Here is a 21248-nt window from a genome sequence, read left to right on the forward strand (position 1 = left end):
TTTCCTGTTCAAGAGACGGCAGCCTCGCTGGCGAGGCGCCAGGCGTCGGCCAGTCGCTCGGTCTGCGCGCGGTCGGCGCTGGCGCTGCGCACGGCCTCGGCCAGCGTGGACACGCTGGGGTGGTCGAACACCAAGCCCGGCGCGATGTCGACTCGCAGCAGCCGTCGGATGCGCGCAGCCAGCTTGATGACCAGCAGCGAGTGCGCGCCGAGTTCGAAAAAGTCGTCGTCGACACCGATGGACGGCCGGCCGAGCAGCTCGGCCATGCCGCTGGCGAGCAGGTACTGCAGCGCATCGCGGGGTGGTTGGTCGGTTTTCGTTGCTTCCGGCGCAGGCGCGGCGGCGGCCAGGGCGAGACGGTCGACCTTGCCGTTGGCAAGGCGCGGGAAGGCCGCCACCTCGATGCAGCGGGATGGCACCATGTGCCCCGGCAGCAGCGCGCCCAGGCGGTCGCGAAGCGCGTGCACATTGCCGACCACGTAGGCCACCAGTTCCACGCCGCCCACGGGCGCTGCGACCGGCATCACGACGGCCTGCCGCACGCCTTCCTGCGCCAGCAGCACGGCCTCTATCTCGCCGGGCTCGACGCGGAAGCCCCGCACCTTCAGTTGATGGTCCGCGCGGCCGGCGATGCGCAGCGTTCCATCGGGCAGCACGCAGGCCAGGTCTCCGGTTCGATAGAGCCGCTCGCCCGGCAGGAAGGGATCGTCGATGAAGACCTCCTGCGCCGGCCGGCCAAGGTAACCACGGCACAGTTGCGCGCCGCCCACATGAAGCTCGCCCTGCACCCCGAGGGGCACGAGCCGTTGCGATGCATCGAGCACGCGCACGCGGTTGTTGGCCAGCACACGGGACAGCGGCGCCGCGTCCGGAAGCGCCGCGGCGATGTCGAGCTTGTGCACCATCACGCCGACCGTGGTTTCGGTCGGCCCGTAGTGGTTGTAGACGACACACGAGGGCGCCAGGCGCGCGATGCGCTCCAGCAGCAGGCGCGATGCCGATTCGCCGCCGAGCACGAGCAGGACCGGAAGCACCGGCTTTTCGGCCTCCAGCAGCGCTTCGAGGTGCGAGGGCACGATCTTGAGCGCGTCGATCCGGTGCGCAGCCATGAAACGCGTGAAGGCCGCGGCATCATGCGTGGCCTGCGTGTCGGCGACCACCAGGCAGGCGCCATTGAAGAAAGCGCCGAACAGCGCGGTGTTGCCGAGGTCGGCCGCCACCGAGCTGGTCAGCGCCCAGCGCCGGTAGCCCTCGAGCCGCATCGCGCGGGAAGCGGCCGCGACGTAGTTGAGCAGTTGCCCCTGCTCGATCGCCACGCCCTTGGGGCGGCCGGTCGAGCCCGAGGTGTAGAGCACATAGGCCAGGTCCTGAGGGGCGGCCTGCACGTCGGGCGGGCCGACATCGAAAGCGGCCAGGTCGATGTCCGTCGTCGACGCGACGCGCAAGCCCGGAGCCTGCATGCCCTGCACGGGCGCCACCTGCACCAGCAGGGCCGGCCGGGCGTCGGCCAGCACCATCGCCCGGCGCGCCTGCGGCCATTCGGGTTCGATGGGCAGGTAGCCCGCGCCCGCGCGCCAGGCGGCGAACATCGCGACCAGCAGGTCGATCGAGCGCGGCAGCGCCAGTGCGACCACCGCGCCATGGGTCACGCCCTGCGCCTGCATCCAGCGCGCCATGCGATTGATGCGCACGTCGAGCGCCGCATAGCTCAGGCACCGATCACCCTCCTCGACCGCCGGAGCATCGGGCGTGGTGCGTGCCCAATGCGCGATGCGGTCGGCAACACCCTGCGTGCCGACATCGAGACGCTCGCCTTCGAGACTCAACAGCATTTCACGTTCCTGTGCGGCGACCAGCGGCAGGTCTTTCGCGAGGGTCTGCGGACTGACCGCTACGCCTTGCAACAGACACGTGAACTGCCGCAGCAGGGCCTCCAGTGCCGCCTGCCCATAGCGGCTGGCATCCGCATGAAGGAACAGTTCGGCGTACTCGTCCGCGCATTCGGCTTCCAGCACGAGTTCGAAGCACGAAAGCGGGCCGGGGCGCTGCGCGACGCGCCACGCGTCGGCCGCATCACCCAGCGCAACGGACTCGGTGAGCACGAAGCCGGTTTCGAGCTGTGCCAGCCCCATGGTGCCATCGAGTGCCCAGTACTCCTGCGCCTCGACATGCGCACGGGCCATTGCATGAAAGCGCCCGAGCCAGGCAGAGAAGGGCTCGTCCGCCGCGACTTCGACATGCACCGGCAATACCTTTTCGAAAACACCGACAGCGCCCTGCATCAGCTCATAGTCGCGACGGCAATCGTGCTGCCATCCACCCACGAAACGGGTAAAGCCCGTGTGCCGCGCGACGAGCACCCACCAAGCGGCCTGCAGCAGGCTGCCGACAGGCACCCCGTGCGCGGCGGCCACTGCGCCGATGCGCGCGAACAGGCCGGTGTCCACGCGCCTCGTCGCGACGCGGCGCGCTGAAGACGCCGTGGCCCCACCTTGCCGCAACGCCAGGCGCGGCGCGGAAGGTGCCTCCGACGATCCGAAACTGCGGATGTGCTCCGTCCAGTACGCCTGGCCTTGAACCGCATCCTCGTCCTGCGCCAGTTCGCGCCGCCATGCCGAGAACTGCGTGTACTGGAAAGGCGCTTCCGCATCGGCAGGCGAGCCGCGCCATGCAGCGACGATGCGCGCAAACAGCGTCGAGAGACTGCCTGCATCGGCCGCCAGCGGATGCGCGGACAGCGTCAGGCGATGGCGCGCAGCATCCAGCCGAGCGATTGCCAGCTGAATCATTTCGCCCTGGCGCAGCGCCCCTGGCGCATCGGCCTGCCAGCTGCTCACGGGCAGCCCGGCACGCACCTGCTGGCGCCAGTCGGCCACGTCGGCGGCTTCATGAATGACAAGCCTCAGGGCTTCGTGGGCCTGCAATACATCGGCGGCAACGCGGCGAAGGCGCGCCGCGTCGATCTCGCCGTCAATCTCTGCCGACATCACGAGCGCTTGGAGGCCGCTGCCCTTTTGCATGGCAAGAACGGCGCATTGCTCCGGGCTGAGTGCGAGGGGCTCGCCGAGCGTTTCGATCCGGTCTTCCATCGTCATGCGCTCACCTCGTCGGACTCGGCTTCGCGCAGCTCGGCGCGCTCGAACATCGCGCCCATGGCCACGACGATCTTCCGGGGTCCCTCGTACGGATCACGCGCATGGGCCGCGAGCATGTTGTCGAGCATCACCACGTCGCCCTTGCGCCAGTCGAAGCGCACGGCGCATTCTTCGTAGGTGCGGCCGACGATGGCCATGGTCTCGTCGTCGATCGGCGAGCCGTCGCCGTAGCAGACATGGCGCGGCATTCGGTCGGCGCTGACCAGCGCCAGCAGGTCCTCGCGCACGTCGGGCTCCAGGCAGGCGGGGTGATGCAGCTGCACCTGGTTGAAGAACACGCGCTCGCCGGTCAACGGATGCGTCATGACCGCGGGGCAATGGGTGCAGGTCTGCAGCGTGTCCGCGTCGAGCCAGCGCCATTCGATGCCGCCGGCGGCCAGCCGCGCCTCGACCTCGGCACGCTGGTCGGTCTTGAAGAAGTCGCGCCAGCTCACGTCCAGGTGCGGCGTGAAGGTACGAACGTAGATCAGCGCCTTGCGCTCGAAGGCCTCGACGATGGGGGCCGGCAGGCGGCGCAGCATCTCGCGGCAATCGACGATGGGCGTTGCGCCGCCCACGCGCGACGGCAGCTCGCAGTAGAACCACTGCTTGCGCGGCCAGCGCTCCATGTGCGAGCTCTCGTTGTGGTACAGGATCATCTGCCGCTCGGGATAAGGCGTGGAGCGGTAGGTGCGGCGACCGCCCTCTTTCTTCGGCAGGTCGCCATAGCTACCGTACAGCTCGGGCTCGACGTTCTCGGCAAAGGCCTCGAAGTCCTGCGGGGTCGCCAGGCCGAAGTTGCGGAACAGCAGCCCGCCGTGGCGGGCCAGTGCGTCGTCGACGAAGCCGCGGTGTTCTCGTACCCAGGCCATTGCATCGAAGCCGCTGCCCGCGGGCTCGATGACCAGCGGGAACTCGCGGTCTTCGGAAAGAAACGAGGTCTTGACCTGCGAGCGTTGCACGGCGGTCGCAAGTCCGGCTGCCGGTGCAGCAGCCTCTGCGGCGGCTGGCGACTTGGCCGCGAACTTCTTGAGCTTGTCCAGCTTGCCGAGCTGGGGCGACGGCATCGGATTCATTGGGAATTCCTTGCGATCAGGTGATGAAAAGAGTTGCTCGACCGCGGTGTCGGGAGAAATGGCCAGTTGCCGCAGCAACTCGCACCAGCGGGCCGCCCACTGCCCGATCGACTCGGGGCGGTACAGGCCGGCGTCGTAGATCCACTCGACACTCCAGTCGCCCGCGCCCTCGTGGACGAACACGGCGATGTCGAACTTGGCCTGCCGCACCCGCTGCGGCAGCACGTCGATGCGCAGGCCGGGAATCTCGAAATGGCTGGCGGGCGTGTTCTGCATGACGAACAGGAGGCGCACCGGCCCGCCGTGCGAGCGCGGCACGCCGGCGGCCTCGAGGATGCGATCGAGCGGAACCGCCGCATGCGCCAAAGCCGATTGGGTGGTGTCGTGCACCTGCGCCAGCCACTGCGCGAAGCTCGCTGCCACATGCCGCCGCGAACGCAGCGGCACCACATTGACGAAGAAGCCGATCAGCTTTTCGAGCTCGGGGTGATCGCGTCCCGCGACGTCCGTACCAACAACCACGTCGTCCGCATCGGTCTCGCGGTGCAGCAGCATCAGGAAGGCCGTCAGCATCAAGGTGAACATGGAAGTCTTGCCGCCACTGGCCAGCGGCGCGAGTTTGCTGACCAAGGCGCGCTCGACCGGCACGCGAACACTGCCGGCAGTACGCGTAGACGCCGGCGGCAAACCGGAGTCGACTGGGAAGCGGGTGTGCAGCGGCGCATTGGCCAGGTAGTGCTTCCAGAATGCCGCGTCCTGTTCGCGGGCCGCGTCGAGCTGCCTGACCTGCCATGCCGCGTAGTCGGCGTACTGCACGCGCAGCGGCGGCAGGGTCGATGCACTGTCGGTCCGCAGGGCCTCGTAGGCTGCAGCGAACTCGCTCGCAAAGATGGCTTGCGACCAACCATCGAAGGCGATGTGATGAACGCACAGCAGCAATGCATGCCGCGCCTCGCCAAGACGCAGCAGCGCGGCGCGCAAAGGCGGCCCCGAGGACAGGTCGAAAGGCTGCGCGGCCATTGCGTCCAGCGCGCGGTCGATGCACGACGCCTCGTCTTCCGGCAGCACCGGCGAGACGTCGCTCCACGGCAGATCGAACACGCCCGCCGGGGTGATCGACGCCACGGGATCGCCCTGGTCGTTCTCCGGGTAGACGGTGCGCAGCGCTTCGTGCCGCGACACGATGGTTTCGAGCGCGCGCCGCAGCGTGTCGATGTCGAGCGGCCCCTCGAAGCGCAACGCAGCCGCCATGTTGTAGGCCGCGCGCGCGTCGGCGTTGGCCAGCCGGTCGACGAGCCAGAGGCGGTGCTGCATCGGAGACAGCCCCATCCGTGCGGCGCGAGCCACCGGCACCAAAGCCGGCACGGGCATCGCGCTGCCGACAGTCGCATCGTCACCGCGCAACCTCAGCGCCATGCTGCGCAGAACCGGATGCTCGAACACCTCGCGCAGCGGCAACTGCAATCCGTGACTCGCTCGCAGCCGCGAGACGAGCTGCGCCGCCATCAGGGAATGGCCGCCGCTTTCGAAGAAATTCGCCTGGCGGCCGACTTCCCGCACGCCAAGCAATTCACGCCACAGCCCGGCGAGCATCGTTTCGCGGGCGCCCTCGGGCGCTTCGAACCCGCCGGAATCGGCCGTCTGCACCTGCGGCAGTGCCTTGCGGTCTATCTTTCCATTGGCGTTGAGCGGAAGGCACTCCAGCGTCATGAGCAACGCGGGCACCATGTACTCCGGCAGCTCGCGGCCGAGCCATTCGCGCAACTCCGCGGGCGCCACCTCCAGCCCCGCATGCAGCGAGACATAGCCCGCAAGCCTCGGCCCCCCGCTGCCCTGCTGCACGACCACCACGGCCTCGCGCACGCGCGGATGCGAGAGCAACTGCGCTTCGATCTCGCCGAGTTCGATGCGCAGGCCGCGGATCTTCACCTGGTGGTCGAGGCGCCCGAGATAGTCGAGCTGGCCTTCGCGATTCCAGCGCACGAGGTCGCCCGTGCGATAGAGCCGGCCGCCGCCGGAATGGTCGAAGGGGTCGGCGATGAAGCGCTCGGCCGTCAGCCCCGGGCGCTTCGCATAGCCTCGCGCCAGGCCGATACCGCCCAGGTAAAGCTCGCCCGCCACGCCCAAGGGCACGCGATTCAGGGAGGCGTCGAGCACGTGCGCCTGCACGCCGGAAATCGGCTGGCCGATGGCGACCTGGCTGCGCCCGTCGTCACTGCAAGTCCAGTGCGTGACGTCGATCGCGGCCTCGGTGGGCCCATAGAGGTTGTAGAGCGCTGCACGGGGCAACCGGCGGAACACCTCGTTCTGCGCCTCGGCCGGCAACGCCTCGCCGCTGCAGACGATGCGCCTCAGGCTCGTGCAGGTCTCGACGTCGGGCTGCGACAGGAAAGCCTGCAACATCGAAGGCACGAAATGCAGCGTACTCACGCCGTACTGTCGAATCAGCTCCACCAGCCGCGCCGGATCGCGGTGGTCGCCCGGCGCGGCCACGGCGAGCCGCGCGCCGTACATCAGCGGCCAGAAGAATTCCCAGACCGACACGTCGAAGCTGAACGGCGTCTTCTGCAGCACCGTGTCGCCAGGCCCGAGACCGTAGGCCTGCTGCATCCACTCCAGGCGGTTGTGCAGCGCGTCGTGCCGGTTGGCGGCGCCCTTGGGCTTGCCGGTCGAGCCGGAGGTGTAGATCACGTAGGCAAGGTTCTCGCCGGCCAGCGGCACGCCGGGGTCTTCCGTCGGCAGGTCGGCAACGTCGATGGCGTCGAGCGCCACGAGGCGAACGCCGTCCTTCACTGGCAGGCGCTGCTGCACGCCACTGTTCGTGAGCACCAGTTCGAGCGCGCTGTCTTCCACCATGTACGCGATGCGGTCGGCAGGGTGCTCGGGGTCCAGCGGCACATAAGCGCCGCCCGCCTTCATGATCGCGAGCAGCGCGATCACCAGCCCGGTGCTGCGCTGCAATGCCACGCCGACCGGCGTGTCGGGGCGCACACCCTGGCCGATCAGCCAGTGCGCGAGGCGGTTGGCCCGGCGGTTGACTTCGGCATAGCCGAGCGTTTCTTCACCGAAGACCAGTGCGGGCGCAAAAGGCTGCTGCCGCGCCTGGCGCTCGATCAGCCGATGCACGGGCTCCGGAGCGCCGTGCGTCTGCGCGTTGATGCTCCAACTATCGAGCTGCGCGCACTCGTCGCGCCCCATCAGCGCCACCTCCGCGATCGACTGCCCCGGCTGCAGCGCGAGCGCAGAAAGCACCGACAGCCAGTGCCCCGCCATGCGCTCCATCGTCTGCGCATCGAACAGCTCCGGCGCGTAGTTGAAGCAGGCTTCGACCTCGCCGCGTTCGTTCTCGCAGGTCTGCAGCATCAGCTCGAACTGCACTGCCTGCTCTTGCAGATGCATGCGCCGGACCGAAAGTGCCGGCCACTGCGCGAGCGAACGATGGTCTTGCCTCAGGTGATTGAACATCACCTGGAACAACGGATTGATTCCCGGGGCGCGGTCGGGCCGCAGCGCCTCGACCAGTTGTTCGAATGGCAAGTCCTGGTTCGACTGCGCGCCGATGGCCGTGTCGCGGCTTTGCGACAGCACGTCGGCCAGCGTCATGCGTGGATCGAGCGTAGCGGGCAGCACCTGCGTGTTGACGAAGAAGCCGACCACCGCGGCCGTCTCGGTCCGATTGCGGTTGGCAATGGGCACGCCCACGCGAAGCACGGGCTGGCCCGCGTGGCGGAACAGCACCACGTTGAAGGCTGCGAGCAATGCCATGAACAGCGTCGCACCCTGCGCCTGGGCCTGCCGCTTGAGGGCCGGCAGGAGGTCGGCAGGGAGTTCGAAGTCGTACCGCGCGGCCGAATAGCGGCCGTCGCCCCGACGCGGGTGATCGGTGCTCAGCGCCAGCACGGGGTGGTCTTCTCCCAGGTGCTGCCGCCACCACGTCAACTGGCGTTCGCCCTCGCCCTCTTCGAGCCAGCGCCGCTGCCAGGCCGCGTAGTCGGCGTATTGCACCGGCAGCTCCGGCAGTTCCGCGTCGCAGCCCAATGCACGTGAGCGATACAGCACCGCCAGCTCGTCGAGGATCAGCTGGATCGACCAGCCGTCCGAAATGATGTGGTGCATCACGACAACGAGCCGATGGTCTCGCTCGTCCAGCCTGATCAACACCGCGCGAAACAACGGGCCGCACGCCAGATCGAAAGGCGCATCGCAGACCGCACGTGTCTCGGCGTCGAGCCGCATCGCGCGCTCATGGAGTGGGAGGCTGCACAGGTCGATGCAGGGCAGTTCGAGGCGCCGTGGCGGCAAGATGAGCTGTTGCACCACGCCGTCGCTGCCCTCCTCGAACAGCGTACGCAGCGATTCATGGCGGGCCACGAGCGCTTCAATGCCGGCGCGCAAGGCTTCGACATCGAGTTGCCCTTCCAGTACGAGGCCGCCGCTCACGTGGTAAGCCGTGCTCTCGGGGTCGAGCTGCCACAGGAACCATTGCCGCTGCTGCGCGAACGAAAGCGCTGCCCTGTTGTCGGGCCGTGCGATCGGCGCGATGGTGAATGCGCCCTGTACCGGCTCCGACGCCGCCGCGCCGCGAAGCCGCCGGGCCAACCTCGCGCGTTGTTCGGCAGTCAGGCCGGCGCGGCGTGCGGCGATATCTCGAAGTTCGGACATTTCTGGTCTTCAGACGGTTGCGGGCAAGGCGTCAGGCGTCGCGTCCAACAGGTCGGCGGCTTCGATTTCCTCGATCAGCCGCGTCTCGACCATCACTGCAAGGTCGCGCAAGGTGGGCGCCTTGAAGAAAGCCGCCGGGTGCAGCTCGACGTCATACGTCTTGCGGGTACGCGCCAGGATCTGGATGGCGAGCAGCGAGTCGCCGCCCAGCTCGAACAGGTTGTCGTCGGCCCCCACGCTGGCAATGCCCAGCATGTCCTGCCAGATGGCGGCCAGGCCGCTCTCGAGCTCGCCTTCGGGTGCGACGAAAGGCGTGTCGAGCGCCGGGCGCGGATGATCGCGGCGCTTCTTCTTCGCGACCGGGCCGGTCTCCAGCAGATCGAGCATGCCGTTGTCGAGCTCGCCGAGCCGCTGGTTCAGGTCGGTGGTGGAGATGACGACCTGCGCGAACGCCGGGCCATTGACGATGCGTTCCAGCGCCCGCGCACCTTCAGGGCCGCTCATGCCGATGCCTTCGGGCAGCACGCGGCCGGCGGCCATGCCGAGGTCGCGCCATGCGTCCCAGTTGACGGAGATGACGGGATACCTGGCGCTGCGCTGCCACAGTGCGGCCAGCGCATCGAGGTAGGCGTTCGCGGCGGCGTAGTCGCTCATGCCCAGGCCGCCCGCCATGCTGGAGATGGACGAGCACAGCAGCACGAAGTCGAGCGGCTCGTCGCTCAATGCGTCGAGCAGGAAGCGCGTGCCTTGCAGCTTGGGCGCGAACACCTCCTGGGCTTCGGCGCGCGTGCGGCTGGCGATCATTCCGCTGTTGGCGTGCCCTGCCGCGTGCACTACTCCCTGCACCATGCCGAAGCGCGCGCGGGCCTGTTCGGCCGCTGAGCGCATCGAAGCCGCATCGGCCACGTCGGCAGCCACAACCAGCACTTCGGCGCCCAGGCTTTCGAGTTCGAGCAATTGCGTGAGCCGGGTCCGCAGGGCCCGGGGCTGGTCTTCCGCCGCGGCGATGGCTTCCCATGTGCTGCGCTCCGGAAGCGGTGTACGGCCGAGCAACACCAGCCTTGCCTGCCACGACTCGGCCAGATGCCGGGCCACGGCGAGTCCGACCCCGCCGAGGCCGCCGGTGATCAGGTACACACCCGTCGAACGCAATCGCTGCTGCGGCGCGGATGCAGCGGGCAGCGGCTCGTAGCTCTTGACCCAGCGGTGTGGGCCGCGATAGGCCTGCAGCATTTCGGTGTGGGGGGCCTGCGCCTGCCCAGCGAGTTGCCGCGCCAGCCAGGCTTCGGCGGCGCTGCCCGGCACGGGCAACACGATGTCGGTCACACGGCAGGCGATGTGCGGGAATTCCTGCGCGATCACCTTGCACAGGCTGAACAGCATCGCCTTCTCGGGGCACAGCGCTTCGAGGCCGCAGACGTCTTCCATCTGGTTCACGATGACGTCGACGGACAGCTTGCGGTCAGATCCGGCGGAGGTACTGTCGATGGCCTGGGCCAGTGCGAGCAGGCTGAAGTACCCGCGTTCCATGAATTCTTCCGACGTGGGCGGCACCGCCGACGGGCCATCGATTCCCCACATGTGGCAGACCCTGGCGACGGGCCCGCAATCGGCCTGCACTTTTCGCAGCAACTGTTCGTGATCGGCGCGCTCGCCGGGGCGAACCGTGAAGTGACGCGCCCCCGTTTCGGCATAGCCCGCGCCCGCCGTCACGCGAACGACCGGATGGCCTGGCGATTCGTCCTGCAACTGCCGGATCAACACATCGCCCAGCCCGCCCGCTTCCGCGAACACCAGCGTGCACCCGTTGACGGGTACGACTTTCGGCGAGGTTTCCGAAGCTTCGGTGCGCTGCCAGGTCGGCACATGGAACGCATCGGCCGCCTTGCGCGCGGACGGGCCCGATGCTTCGCTGCCCGGTTCCGGCGCGTCGGTCCAGTATGACTGGCGCTGGAACGGATAGGTCGGCAGCGGCACCTGGCGGCTTTGCCGCCCGGGATGGCACGCGACCCAGTCGACCTGGACGCCTGCACACCAGAGGGCGCCGATCACGCTCGCCATCTGGCGTTCGTTGTGTGCCTGTTTTTGCGGATGGGCCTGGCTCGACCAGATGCCCGCGGCCGACCCTGCCAGCGGATGCTGCCGAGCAAGCCCGGCCAGTGTTTCGCCCGGGCCGACTTCGAGCAGCACCCGGCCTTCGACGCGCAGCAGTTCGGCCAGCCCGTCCGCGAAGCGGACAGTGCCGCGGAGGTGCCGGCCCCAGTAGGCCGGATCGACCGCCTGCTGCGCGGTGATGGGCTTGCCGGTGACGTTGGATATGAAGGGAATGCGCGGCGCGTGCCGGGGCACGGAGGCAACCACCTGCTGCAGTTCGGTCACGATGGATTCGGTCATCGCCGAATGGGAAGCGATGGACACCAGCAGGCGGCGCGGCAGCAGTTGGCGCTCCGACATCTGGCGCTCGGCCGCCTCGATGGCGGCCAGCGGTCCGGCGAGCACGCACAGCTGCTCGCCGTTGATGGCGGCGACGTCGCAGTCGGTGGCAAGGTACGGCGCGAGCTCGGCCTCCGACAGCGCAACGGCGGTCATGGCGCCCGGCGCCATCGACTGCATCAGGCGGCCTCGCGTGGCCACGATGCGCAATGCATCTTCCACGCTGAACACGCCCGCCAGGCAAGCCGCCACGTACTCGCCCAGGCTGTGCCCCAGCATCACGGCAGGCTGCACGCCGCGCGACATCCAGAGCCGCGCCATCGCGTACTCGACGATGAACAGCACCGGCTGCGTGTACTCGATGCGGGCCAGCTGCTCGTCGGCCGCGGCTTCGGTGCCGGCGGCCGGATAGAGCAGCTGCCGCAAGTCCATGCCCATCGCGTCGCGCAAGGCATCGCAGCAGCGATCGACTTCTTCGCGGAAAACCGGGTGGTCGCGGTACAGCGCAAGCCCCATGTTCGCGTGCTGCGTGCCACCGCCCGGGAAGAGAAACGCGACCTCGGGCGCGGAGGCCGGAATGCGGGTCGCCTGGTCGAAGCCGCTCTCGGGGGCGCGCAGCGCCTGGACCGCCGCAGCGAGTCCGTCCGCGACGATCGCGCCGCGGAATTCCTGTGCGCGGCGGCCGGTCTGCAGCGTGTGGGCAACCTCGGTGAGCGACGGCGCTTCGGGATTCGCGTCCAGATGATCCGCAAGTTGCTGCGCGGACTGAGCGAGCGCCGCCGTGTTCCGGGCGGACAACGGCAGGACCTGCCAACCGGGCACGGGCACGGGCACCGGCCCGGAGGAACGTAGAACCGGCGCCTCTTCGAGCACCACATGCACGTTGGTCCCGCCGATGCCGAACGAGCTCACGCCCGCGCGGCGCGGCGTGCTGCCTTCCCGCCAGGGCTGGCAATGCGCATTCACGTAGAACGGGCTGCCGGCAAAGTCGATCTGCGGATTGGGCTTGCTGAAGTGCAGGCTTGGCGGCAGCGTGCGGTGCTTGAGCGCCATCACGGCCTTGATCAGGCCCGCTACGCCCGCCGCGGCATCGAGGTGGCCGACGTTGGTTTTGACCGACCCCACGGCGCAGAAGCCGCGCCGTTCGGTATCGGCCCGGAAGGCCTGCGTGAGCGCCGCGATCTCGATGGGGTCGCCCAGCGTAGTACCGGTGCCATGCGCTTCGACGTAGCCGATGGTGTCGGCCGAAACGCCCGCGATCAGCTGCGCTGCGCGGATCACTTCGGCCTGCCCGTCGATGCTGGGCGCGGTGAACCCCACCTTGGCCGAGCCGTCGTTGTTGGCCGCGCTGCCCTTGATGACGGCGTGGATGGTGTCGCCGTCGCGCAGTGCTTCGTCGAGGCGCTTGAGCACGACCACGCCCGCTCCGCTGCCGATCACGGTGCCGTCGGCATCGGCATCGAAGGCGCGACAGTGGCCATCGCGCGAAAGAATGGCGCCAGCCTGGTAGCGGTAGCCGCCTTCCTGCAGGAGGTTGAGCCACACCCCGCCGGCCAGCGCCATGTCGCAATCGTGGCTCAGCAGGGCCTGGCAAGCGGTGTGCACGGCCGTGAGCGATGTCGAGCAGGCCGTCTGCACGGTGACGGCCGGTCCGCGAAGGTCGAGCTTGTAGGCCACGCGCGTGCACAGCGAGCCGGCGGCATTGCCGCTCATCAGGCCGAGCAGGTCGGCAATGCCGGTATGCGCGCCAAGGCCGAAGGACGGCAGCAGGTTGCGGATCAGGTAGACGTTGGTGCCCTCGCCCGCATACACGCCGACCTTGCCGGGCCAGCGCTCGGGGTCGCAGCCCGCATGCTCCAGCGAGGCCCAGGCGCATTCCAGGAAGATGCGTTGCTGCGGATCGAGGTTCTCGGCTTCGCGCGGCGTGTAGCCGAAGAAGCCGGCATCGAACTGGTCGAAGCCGTCGAACAGCACGCCGGCCTTCACGTAGTCGGGGTCGTCCAGTTGAGCCTGCGGCACGCCGCGCTCTCGCAACTGGTCGTCGGTGAATGTCGATACCGACTCCACACCGTCGCGGATGTTTCGCCAGAACGCGTCGACGTCGTCGGCGCCAGGGAAGCGGCCGGCCATGCCGACGATGGCGATCTCCAGACCGGTCGGCTCTGCAGGTTCGTTGTAGACGGACATCAGTTGACTCTCTCTGCCGCTTTGCGGCGTTGAAGCATCGCGGCGCGCTGGCGCAGCGCGCGTTCGTCACCACCTGCTGCAGGCGCGGCGGCGGCTTGCGCGCCACCCTGCTCGATCCAGCGGGCCAGCGATTCGACGGTGGGGTACTTGAAAAGGCTGACCAGCGGGACCGTGGCCTGCAGCCGGTCTTCCAGCAGCCGGTGCGCGCGGATGAGCAGCAGCGAATGCCCGCCCAGGTCGAAGAAGTTGTCGTGCAGGCCCACCTGCTCGACATTCAGCACCTCGGACCAGATGGCCGCGAGGGTTCGCGCCACATGGCCCTGTGGCGCTTCGTAGGCCGTCACGCGGCCCAGCCCCTCGGGCTCGGGCAACGCCTTGCGATCGACCTTGCCGTTGGCGTTCAGCGGCAGCGCGGGCAAGGTGACGATGGCGCGCGGCACCATGTAGTCGGGCAGCACGTGCGCCAGGCGTTCGCGCAGCGTAGCGCCGTCGACAGATCGGCCGGCATGGGCGCTGACGTACGCCAGCAGCGAGGCCCCGGCGACACCCTCGCGGGCAACGACGACGGCCTCGCGCACCTCGGGCTGTGCAAGCAGCTGCGCCTCGATCTCCCCCAGCTCGATGCGCAGGCCGCGGATCTTCACCTGATGATCGATGCGACCCAGGTATTCGATCTGGCCTTCGGCGTTCCAGCGAACCAGGTCGCCGGCGCGGTAGAGCCTGTCGCCCTGCCCGAAGGGGTCGGCCACGAAGCGCTCCGCGCTCAGGCCCGGCTTGTTCAGGTAGCCGCGCGCCAGGCTCACGCCGCCGAGGTACAGCTCGCCGGCCACGCCGCGCGGCACCTCGTTGAGTTCGGCATCGAGCACGTGGGTCCGGGTGCCGCTGATCGGCTGGCCGATGGGCACCAGGCTTTGCCCGTCGTCGCGGCAGGTCCAGCGCGTGACGTGGATGGTGGTCTCGGTCGGGCCGTACAGGTTCTGCAAGGTGGCACCACCCAGGCGCCGCAGCGTTTCCCTCTGCGTCTCGGCCGGCATGGCTTCGCCACCCACGATGATGTGCTTGAGCCGCGTGCTGGCCTCGATGCCCTTGTGCGCCAGGAAGGCCTGGAGCATCGAGGGCACGAAGTTGAGCGTGGTGATCTGGTGGCGCCGGATCAACTCGACCAGCCGTGCCGGGTCGCGATGGTCGCCAGGGTTGGCGACGACCAGCCGTGCCCCCGCGGTCAGGGGCCAGAACATTTCCCAAACAGACACGTCGAAGCCGAACGGCGCCTTGTGCAGCACGGTGTCGGCGCCAGTCAGGCGATAGGTCTGCTGCATCCATGCCATGCAGTTGTGCAGCGCATCGTGGCGTACTGCGGCGCCCTTGGGCCTGCCTGTCGAGCCGGAGGTGTAGATGACGTAGGCCAGGTTCTCGCCGTGCAGTGCGACCTGCGGGTCGGTGACGGGTTCGCCCGACAGGTCGATGGTGTCGATGTCGAGCACCGCCAGGCCGTTGCGCCCGGTGATGTGGCCGCGGGTGGCGCGGTGCGTGAGCAGCAGTTCGATGCCGCTGTCCTCGACCATGTAGGCCAGGCGCTGAGCCGGGTACTCCGGGTCCAGCGGTAGATAGGCGCCCCCAGCCTTCAGGGTCCCCAGGATGCCCACGACCATCTCGATGGAACGCTCCATGACGATGCCCACGGGCATGTCGGGCCTGACGCCCAGCGCGATCAGCCGGTGCGCAAGCCGATTGGCGCGGCGGTCGAGTTCGGCGAAGCTCAGGGCCTCGTCTGCGAACAGCAGCGCGATGGTTTCGGGCTGCTGCCGTGCGTGTCGGGCGATCTGCTGGTGCACGGGCTGCGGCTGCGGTTCGCGCCGCGTGTTCACGCCCCACTGCGCAAGCTGCGATTTCTCGGTCGCGCCCAGCAGCTCGATGTCTCCGACCGAGCGGCTTGCGTCTGCGCAGAGCGCGGTCAGCACTGCCTCGTAGTGCTGCGCCATGCGCGCGATGGTCTCGCGCTCGAACAGTTCCTCGGCGTAGATCACGTCGAGCAACAAGCGACCATCGGGCCGCTCGCGGGCTTCGAGCACCCAGTCGAACTGGGTCTGGAGATCGGGCAATCGGTGGTCGCTCACCTCGATGCCGCCCAGGCGCTGGAGCGCCCGGTGGTCTTCGAACAGGTGGTTGAACATCACCTGGAACAGCGGGCTGTGGCTGATGCTGCGCTCGGGCTGCAGGCGCTGCACCAGTTGCTCGAAGGGCAGGTCCTGATGGGCCTGCGCACCAAGCACGATTTCCCTGGCCTGCGCAAGCACGCGCGACAGAGGCGTTCGGCCTTCGATCGAACTGCGCAGCACCAGCGTGTTGACGAAGAGGCCGATGACTTTCTCGAACTCGACCCGGCTGCGGTTCGCCACGGCGGTGCCGACACGAATCTCCTCCTGCCCGGTGTAGCGGTGCAGCAGCACCTGCAGGCCCGCCAGCAGCACCATGAACAGCGTGCCGCCTTCGGCCTGAGCCACGCCTCGCAACCGGCCGAGCAAGGGCGCGGGCAACTCGAAGGCATGGCGGGCCGCGCGGTAGCTGGCTTGCGGCTTGCGCGGGTGGTCTGTGCGCAGTTCGAGCACCGGGTGCTCGTCGCCAAGCTGCGCTCGCCACCAGCAGAGCTGGCGCTCCGCCTCGCCGGCGGCGAGCCAATCGCGCTGCCATGCGGCGAAGTCGGCGTACTGCACGCGCGGTACACGCAGCGCCGCTGCATGTCCGTGCAGGCGCGCGGCGTAGCCAGCTGCGAGTTCGTCGATCAGCACCTGCATCGAAGCGCCGTCGGACACGATGTGATGCATCACCACGACGAGCACATGCGAGTCGTCAGCCACTCGAAACAACGCTGTGCGCAGCAGCCCGCCCTGGGAGAGATCGAAGGGTGCGGCCTTGATGCGGCGGGTTTCCTTTTCCAGCTGTTCGCCGCGCTCCCCCTCGGGCACGGCGCGCAGGTCGATCACCTCCAGCGCCAGCGTGCCGGTCGGATTGATCCACTGCGCCATAACGCCATCGCTGCCAGCGCGGAACACAGTGCGCAGCGATTCGTGGCGCGCGACGAGATCGCTCAGCGCAGCCTGCAACGCATCGGCCTTCAGGGCGCCGGTGAGACGCAGCGCGCCGCTCATGTGGTATGCCGCGCTGCCCGGGTCGAGCCGCCACAGGAACCATTGGCGCTCCTGTGCATGCGACAACGGCAGCGCATGCAGCCGACGTTCGGCCGGCAACACCACGACAGGCGCGGGCCGTGCGCGCGCACCTTGCGTCAGCCGCTCCTGGATGGCAGCCGCGCTCTCGTGAAGCCGCGGGTGTTCGAACATCAGCCGCACCGGGTAGTCAATGTCCCAATGGCTCGATATGCGAGCCGCCACCTGCGCGGCCGTGAGCGAGCTGCCGCCACGCGTGAAGAAGTGAGCATCGCGCGCAAAGGGCTTTGCGTCGGCGGGCCTGAGCACTTCGCGCCAGATGGCTTCGACCGCGCGTTCGGTATCGTCGAGCGCGCTCCCTTCCGCTTTCGCCTCGGCCGGACCGCCCTTGACGAAGGCGCCGCGCTCGTAGATGGCATAGGCGTCGGCACTGCGGTCCAGCCAGCCTGCGCGGCATGCACTGCGCTGCAGCTTGCCGCTGGTGGTCTTGGGCATGCCGCCCGGGTTGAGCAGCAACACGACCGACAGCGGCTCGCCGAACACTTCGCTGACCGCGGCACCGAGCGCTTCGACCAGCACCTGCGGAGGCACCAGCTTCTGCATGCTGCGCGACACTTCGGCAGCGGCGCCGATGCCTTCGCCATCGGGCCCGCTGGCCGCGAACACCGCGACGCGGCCCTTGCGCACCGCATCGACCTCGGCTTCGATGACACGCTCGATATCCTGCGGATAGATGTTGTGGCCGCGGACGATGATCAGGTCCTTGATGCGGCCCGTCACATAGAGTTCGCCGTCACAGACGAAGCCGAGATCGCCGGTGCGCAGCCAGCGGCGCCCTTCCCGCTCGACGAAGGTCTCGCTCGATTCGCGCTCCTTGCCCCAGTAGCCCGCGCCAACGCTGGGCCCGTGGACCCAGATTTCACCGATGCGGCCGGGCGCCGCCACCGACAAGGTCGCAGGTTCGACGATCTCGACGCGATGGTGAACGGCCACCGCGCCGCAGCCGATCAGCAATGTGCCGTCTTCGCTCGGCGTGCCGTGGCCGGTGGCCAGGCCCTCGGCGCTGAAGCAGCGCGCAACCATGCCGTTGCCGCGCCGCCCACCCGTGACGAACAGCGTGGCTTCGGCGAGTCCGTAGCAGGCATAGACCGCTGCGGGGTCGAAACCGAAGGCGGCAAAGCGTTCGATGAAGTCGAGTTCGGTGTCGGCACGCACCGGCTCGGCACCGGTGTAGGCCACGCGCCAGCTGGAGAGATCGAGTTGCGCGATCTGCGCATCCTTCACGCGCTCCAGGCACAGGCGGAACGAGAAATCAGGACCGCCGCTGAGCGTGGCGCGGTGGCGCGAGATCAGTTCGAGCCAACGCACGGGCCGCTCGAGAAAGTAGCGCGGCGAAGTCAGCACCAGCGGGATGCCGCTGTAAAGCGGCTGCATCAGGCCGCCGATGAGGCCCATGTCGTGGTACAGCGGCGCCCACGAGACGAACTTGTCGTCGGGGCCGATGCCCATGCCGATCTGGATGGCGTGTTCGTTGGCCATCAGGTTGCCGTGCGTGACGATGACGCCCTTGGGCGCCGAGGTCGAGCCCGAGGTGTATTGCAGGAAGGCAATGTCTTCATCCGCCGGCTCGAAGGGCTGCCACGCGTCGGCGAGTGCTGCATCCACCGCATCCACCGCGATGACAGTCAGGTCGCCGAACTGGCTGCCGGCCGCGGCCATCGCATTGCCGAATGCGGTCGAGGTCAGCACGCAGCGCGCCTGCGAATCGGCTGCCACACCCGTGAGGCGGGCCAGGTGCTGGGGCCGCGCGGATTCGGGCGGGAACACGGGCACTGCGATCACGCCGCAGTAGAAGCAGGCCAGCATGCTCACGGCATAGTGGTCTCCGTTGTCGAGCATGACGAGGGCGCGCTCGCCCTTGGAGCACTGCTGCTGCAGGCGCGCCGCGAGCGCACGCACGCGGCGCTCGAAGACGGCGTAGGTAAAGGGCTGCTCGCTGTAGACCCCACCGACCTCGTCGACCACGGTGAGCCAGACTTCGTTCGGGCGCCGTTCGGCGAGTGTGCGCAGGTGCGCCACGAAGTTGGGCGGATGCCGCCCGGGGGATTCCGTCGCGAGCAATTGATTCATATCGAGCCTCTAGTACGCGTGAAGATGTGCCTGTGCGGACAAGCGCCTCGCGAGCGCCGCGAGGAATTCGGTCTCGTGCTGCCGCAGGAAGAAGTGCCCGCCATCGAACCAGTCGAGCGTGAAAACGCCGGCGGCTTCTTTCGACCACGCGGCCATGGCTGACGCCTCGATGTCGTCCTCACGTCCAGCGAAGGCATGCACGGGCAGCGGCAGTGGCGGCGCGCCCGCGGTGTCGCCGACATGGCTGCGGCAGACGCGGCGGTCGGCGCGCAAGGTGTCGAGCGTGATGCGCATGAGCTCGTCGCTGGCGAACGCTTCCTCGGGCGTGCCGCCCTGCTTGCGCAACTCTGAAATCAGCGAGGCGTCGTCTTCTGCGCCGTCAAATCGCGAAGGGTCTCTGCGCGACGGAGCCGCGCAACCCGACACCAGCAGCGCGCGCGGCAACCGCCGTCGCGATGCCTGGAGCCGGCGCGCAATGCCGTGAGCCAGCAGCCCGCCCATGCTGTGGCCGAAGACCGCGAAGTCGCCGCGCATCGCCTCGGCCTGCTCGGCGCAGACGCGTGCGACCAGGGCATCGAAGTCTTCGACGAAGGCCTCGCCCATCCGCGCGCCGCGCCCCGGCAACTCCACCGGCACGACGCGAACCCGCGGCGAAAGGAAGCGACGCCAGCGCAGGTACATGGCGGCGCTTGCACCGGCACAAGGCAGGCACAGCAGCGAGAGAGGCGTCTGCACGGACATCAGCCGGCCACGCGCTGCGCTGCCTGTGCGTTTTCTCTTTCCTGCTGCTGCATCCATTCGCGCAGCGAGCGCGGACGCATGTCGATCCAGTGGCTCTCGACGTAGGCCAGCACGGTTTTCTTGTCTCCGCGCACACCGTCGATGGCAGACCACCCGCCAGGAACGGCCTTCCAGTGCGGCCAGATGGAATACTGGTCTTCGTGATTGACCAGAACGATGAAGGTTTCGTCTTCGCGGTCGAAGCAGCTGGTCGACATCGGTGCATCCTCGTGTGATTGAACAGAAGGAGCGCCCGATGGCCGGTCGTGGACCGGATCGAATCGCGGCGCCCTTGCCAACAGGACGCTTGGCGGCCGAATCTGTTCATTTCACGATGCACCTGTCGGCACGATCGCATTCGCGGGGCTGCTGTCGACGAGGCAGCAGCAGGAACGCACGGCACGGCGCACGTTCGCGGGCTCGCAAAGGAGTGGAAGTCAGCCGTCGATTCGTGGCGAGGCGCCGGAAGGCTCGTCGCCCCCACCAAGATCGTTGGCTGGCGGGACGAAGCCCGCGAGCAGCCAGAGTTGCGCCGCCCTGTCATAGGCACGGCGATGCGACGGATCGGCCAGGAGCCATGCCGTCATCTCGGAGCGCGCCGCATCGTCGAAATTCTCGCGGTCGTGTTCGCGCTGTACCCAGTCCCACGCGGTGTTCCAGATGGGATCGTTCGTTTCTTGAGTCATTCGTGAAGCCGCTCGCGTTTTCCATGCAGGCTTGTCTCGAACGACCTTGCCGATGCACGTATCCGCGCATTCTCGCGGGAAACGGGCCAGCCGCCCCTCCTCGCAAGCCGTCGTGCGTGCCCCCCTAGCTCGCGTCTCTTTCGAGCAGCAGGTGGCCGCACGACTTGATGGCTGTCGCGGCCTCGGCGATGAGGCCATTCACGAGCCCCAGCGCACAACCCAGGCGTGCCGCGATTTCGCGCTGCGTCAGGCCTTCCAGCCTATAGAGCTCGAACACCAGGCGCGTACGTGGCGCGAGCCCGGAAAGAACCTTGTCGATCGCACTGATGACCTGACGCTCGCACATCATGCGGTCGGGCGTGGCGGCAGTTGGCACGTCGAACAGTTCCACGTCGACATCGAAGGTGCGATAGCTCGCTTCGACGCGATGGCGCCGGCAGTAGTCCAGAGCCATGTTGCGCACCACCTGGCAGCAGTAGCCGATGGGCCGGTCGGCATGCCGCACGCACGGTCCGTCGACGATCTTCAGGTAGGCGTCCTGCAGCACGTCGTCGGCCAGATCCGACGTGTCGACGATCTTGCGGGCGATGCGCCAAAGCTGTGCGCGATTGGCGATGAAGACCTCCCCGAGCGCGGCCTCGGACGAATGCACTGGCATGTTGGACACCTCTTCCTCCTGTGAGCGAGCCCAAGGGATCGCAAGTCTGATTTACTACTTTCGATGCACAAATCTAAACAAGAATCATTTCTATTTATACGCAAGCTTTGGGGCATTTTTTTGACCCAAGCGGGTCAACGTTCAAAACAATGTGATGGAGCCCCAGAAGAATTCGGCACTGCGAATCGCTTGCGCCGGAAACTCTGCAGAAACGCGGAGCCCGGCATCGCTCAGGCGGGGATCGCGATGATAGTCCAGTTGACAGTCTCAGGCGGGCCCGACGACGCAAGAGCCGTCAACAAGAATCAAGAGCGCTCTCGCTCCGCGCGCGTCGG

At 68.0% G+C, this 21248-nt stretch carries 8 protein-coding genes; all 8 read right to left on the bottom strand.

What is annotated here, in order from left to right; all coding sequences use genetic code 11:
- Positions 1-8: 8 nt before the first annotated feature.
- A complete protein-coding gene (locus ABL844_RS22170; RefSeq protein WP_418128933.1) occupies positions 9-3095 on the bottom strand; it encodes a non-ribosomal peptide synthetase in 3087 nt (1028 codons plus the stop codon).
- Complete coding sequence (locus ABL844_RS22175) at positions 3092-8872, bottom strand: amino acid adenylation domain-containing protein (protein ID WP_418128934.1); 5781 nt, start codon at positions 8870-8872, stop codon at positions 3092-3094. Before ABL844_RS22175 ends, ABL844_RS22170 begins: the two co-directional genes overlap by 4 nt.
- Before the next feature lie 9 nt (positions 8873-8881).
- Entirely contained in the window at positions 8882-13492 is a 4611-nt protein-coding gene (locus ABL844_RS22180; protein ID WP_418128935.1) for an SDR family NAD(P)-dependent oxidoreductase, read from the bottom strand.
- Entirely contained in the window at positions 13492-18789 is a 5298-nt protein-coding gene (locus ABL844_RS22185; RefSeq protein WP_418128936.1) for an amino acid adenylation domain-containing protein, read from the bottom strand. The genes ABL844_RS22180 and ABL844_RS22185 overlap by 1 nt, the downstream gene beginning before the upstream one ends.
- Positions 18790-18798: 9 nt before the next feature.
- Positions 18799-19530 carry a thioesterase II family protein gene (locus tag ABL844_RS22190; protein WP_418128937.1) on the bottom strand — a complete coding sequence of 244 codons (732 nt, stop codon included), beginning with the start codon at positions 19528-19530 and terminating at the stop codon, positions 18799-18801.
- Positions 19530-19787, bottom strand: coding sequence for an MbtH family protein (locus ABL844_RS22195; RefSeq protein WP_418128938.1), 258 nt, complete (start codon positions 19785-19787; stop codon positions 19530-19532). The genes ABL844_RS22190 and ABL844_RS22195 overlap by 1 nt, the downstream gene beginning before the upstream one ends.
- A gap of 219 nt (positions 19788-20006) precedes the next feature.
- Positions 20007-20255, bottom strand: coding sequence for a FecR/PupR family sigma factor regulator (locus tag ABL844_RS22200; protein WP_418128939.1), 249 nt, complete (start codon positions 20253-20255; stop codon positions 20007-20009).
- A gap of 124 nt (positions 20256-20379) precedes the next feature.
- A complete protein-coding gene (locus ABL844_RS22205) occupies positions 20380-20913 on the bottom strand; it encodes a sigma-70 family RNA polymerase sigma factor (protein WP_418131936.1) in 534 nt (177 codons plus the stop codon).
- Positions 20914-21248 lie beyond the last annotated feature (335 nt).

Source organism: Variovorax sp. 278MFTsu5.1, from assembly GCF_048305045.1.
In the GTDB taxonomy this organism is placed as follows: domain Bacteria; phylum Pseudomonadota; class Gammaproteobacteria; order Burkholderiales; family Burkholderiaceae_C; genus Variovorax; species Variovorax guangxiensis.

What these genes read in the sequence shown, in the direction of transcription:
- ABL844_RS22170 (WP_418128933.1), bottom strand. Translation starts at nt 3,095, where the DNA reads ATGACGATGGAAGACCGGATCGAAACGCTCGGCGAGCCCCTCGCACTC.
- ABL844_RS22175 (WP_418128934.1), bottom strand. Translation starts at nt 8,872, where the DNA reads ATGTCCGAACTTCGAGATATCGCCGCACGCCGCGCCGGCCTGACTGCC.
- ABL844_RS22180 (WP_418128935.1), bottom strand. Translation starts at nt 13,492, where the DNA reads ATGTCCGTCTACAACGAACCTGCAGAGCCGACCGGTCTGGAGATCGCC.
- ABL844_RS22185 (WP_418128936.1), bottom strand. Translation starts at nt 18,789, where the DNA reads ATGAATCAATTGCTCGCGACGGAATCCCCCGGGCGGCATCCGCCCAAC.
- ABL844_RS22190 (WP_418128937.1), bottom strand. Translation starts at nt 19,530, where the DNA reads ATGTCCGTGCAGACGCCTCTCTCGCTGCTGTGCCTGCCTTGTGCCGGT.
- ABL844_RS22195 (WP_418128938.1), bottom strand. Translation starts at nt 19,787, where the DNA reads ATGTCGACCAGCTGCTTCGACCGCGAAGACGAAACCTTCATCGTTCTG.
- ABL844_RS22200 (WP_418128939.1), bottom strand. Translation starts at nt 20,255, where the DNA reads ATGACTCAAGAAACGAACGATCCCATCTGGAACACCGCGTGGGACTGG.
- ABL844_RS22205 (WP_418131936.1), bottom strand. Translation starts at nt 20,913, where the DNA reads ATGCCAGTGCATTCGTCCGAGGCCGCGCTCGGGGAGGTCTTCATCGCC.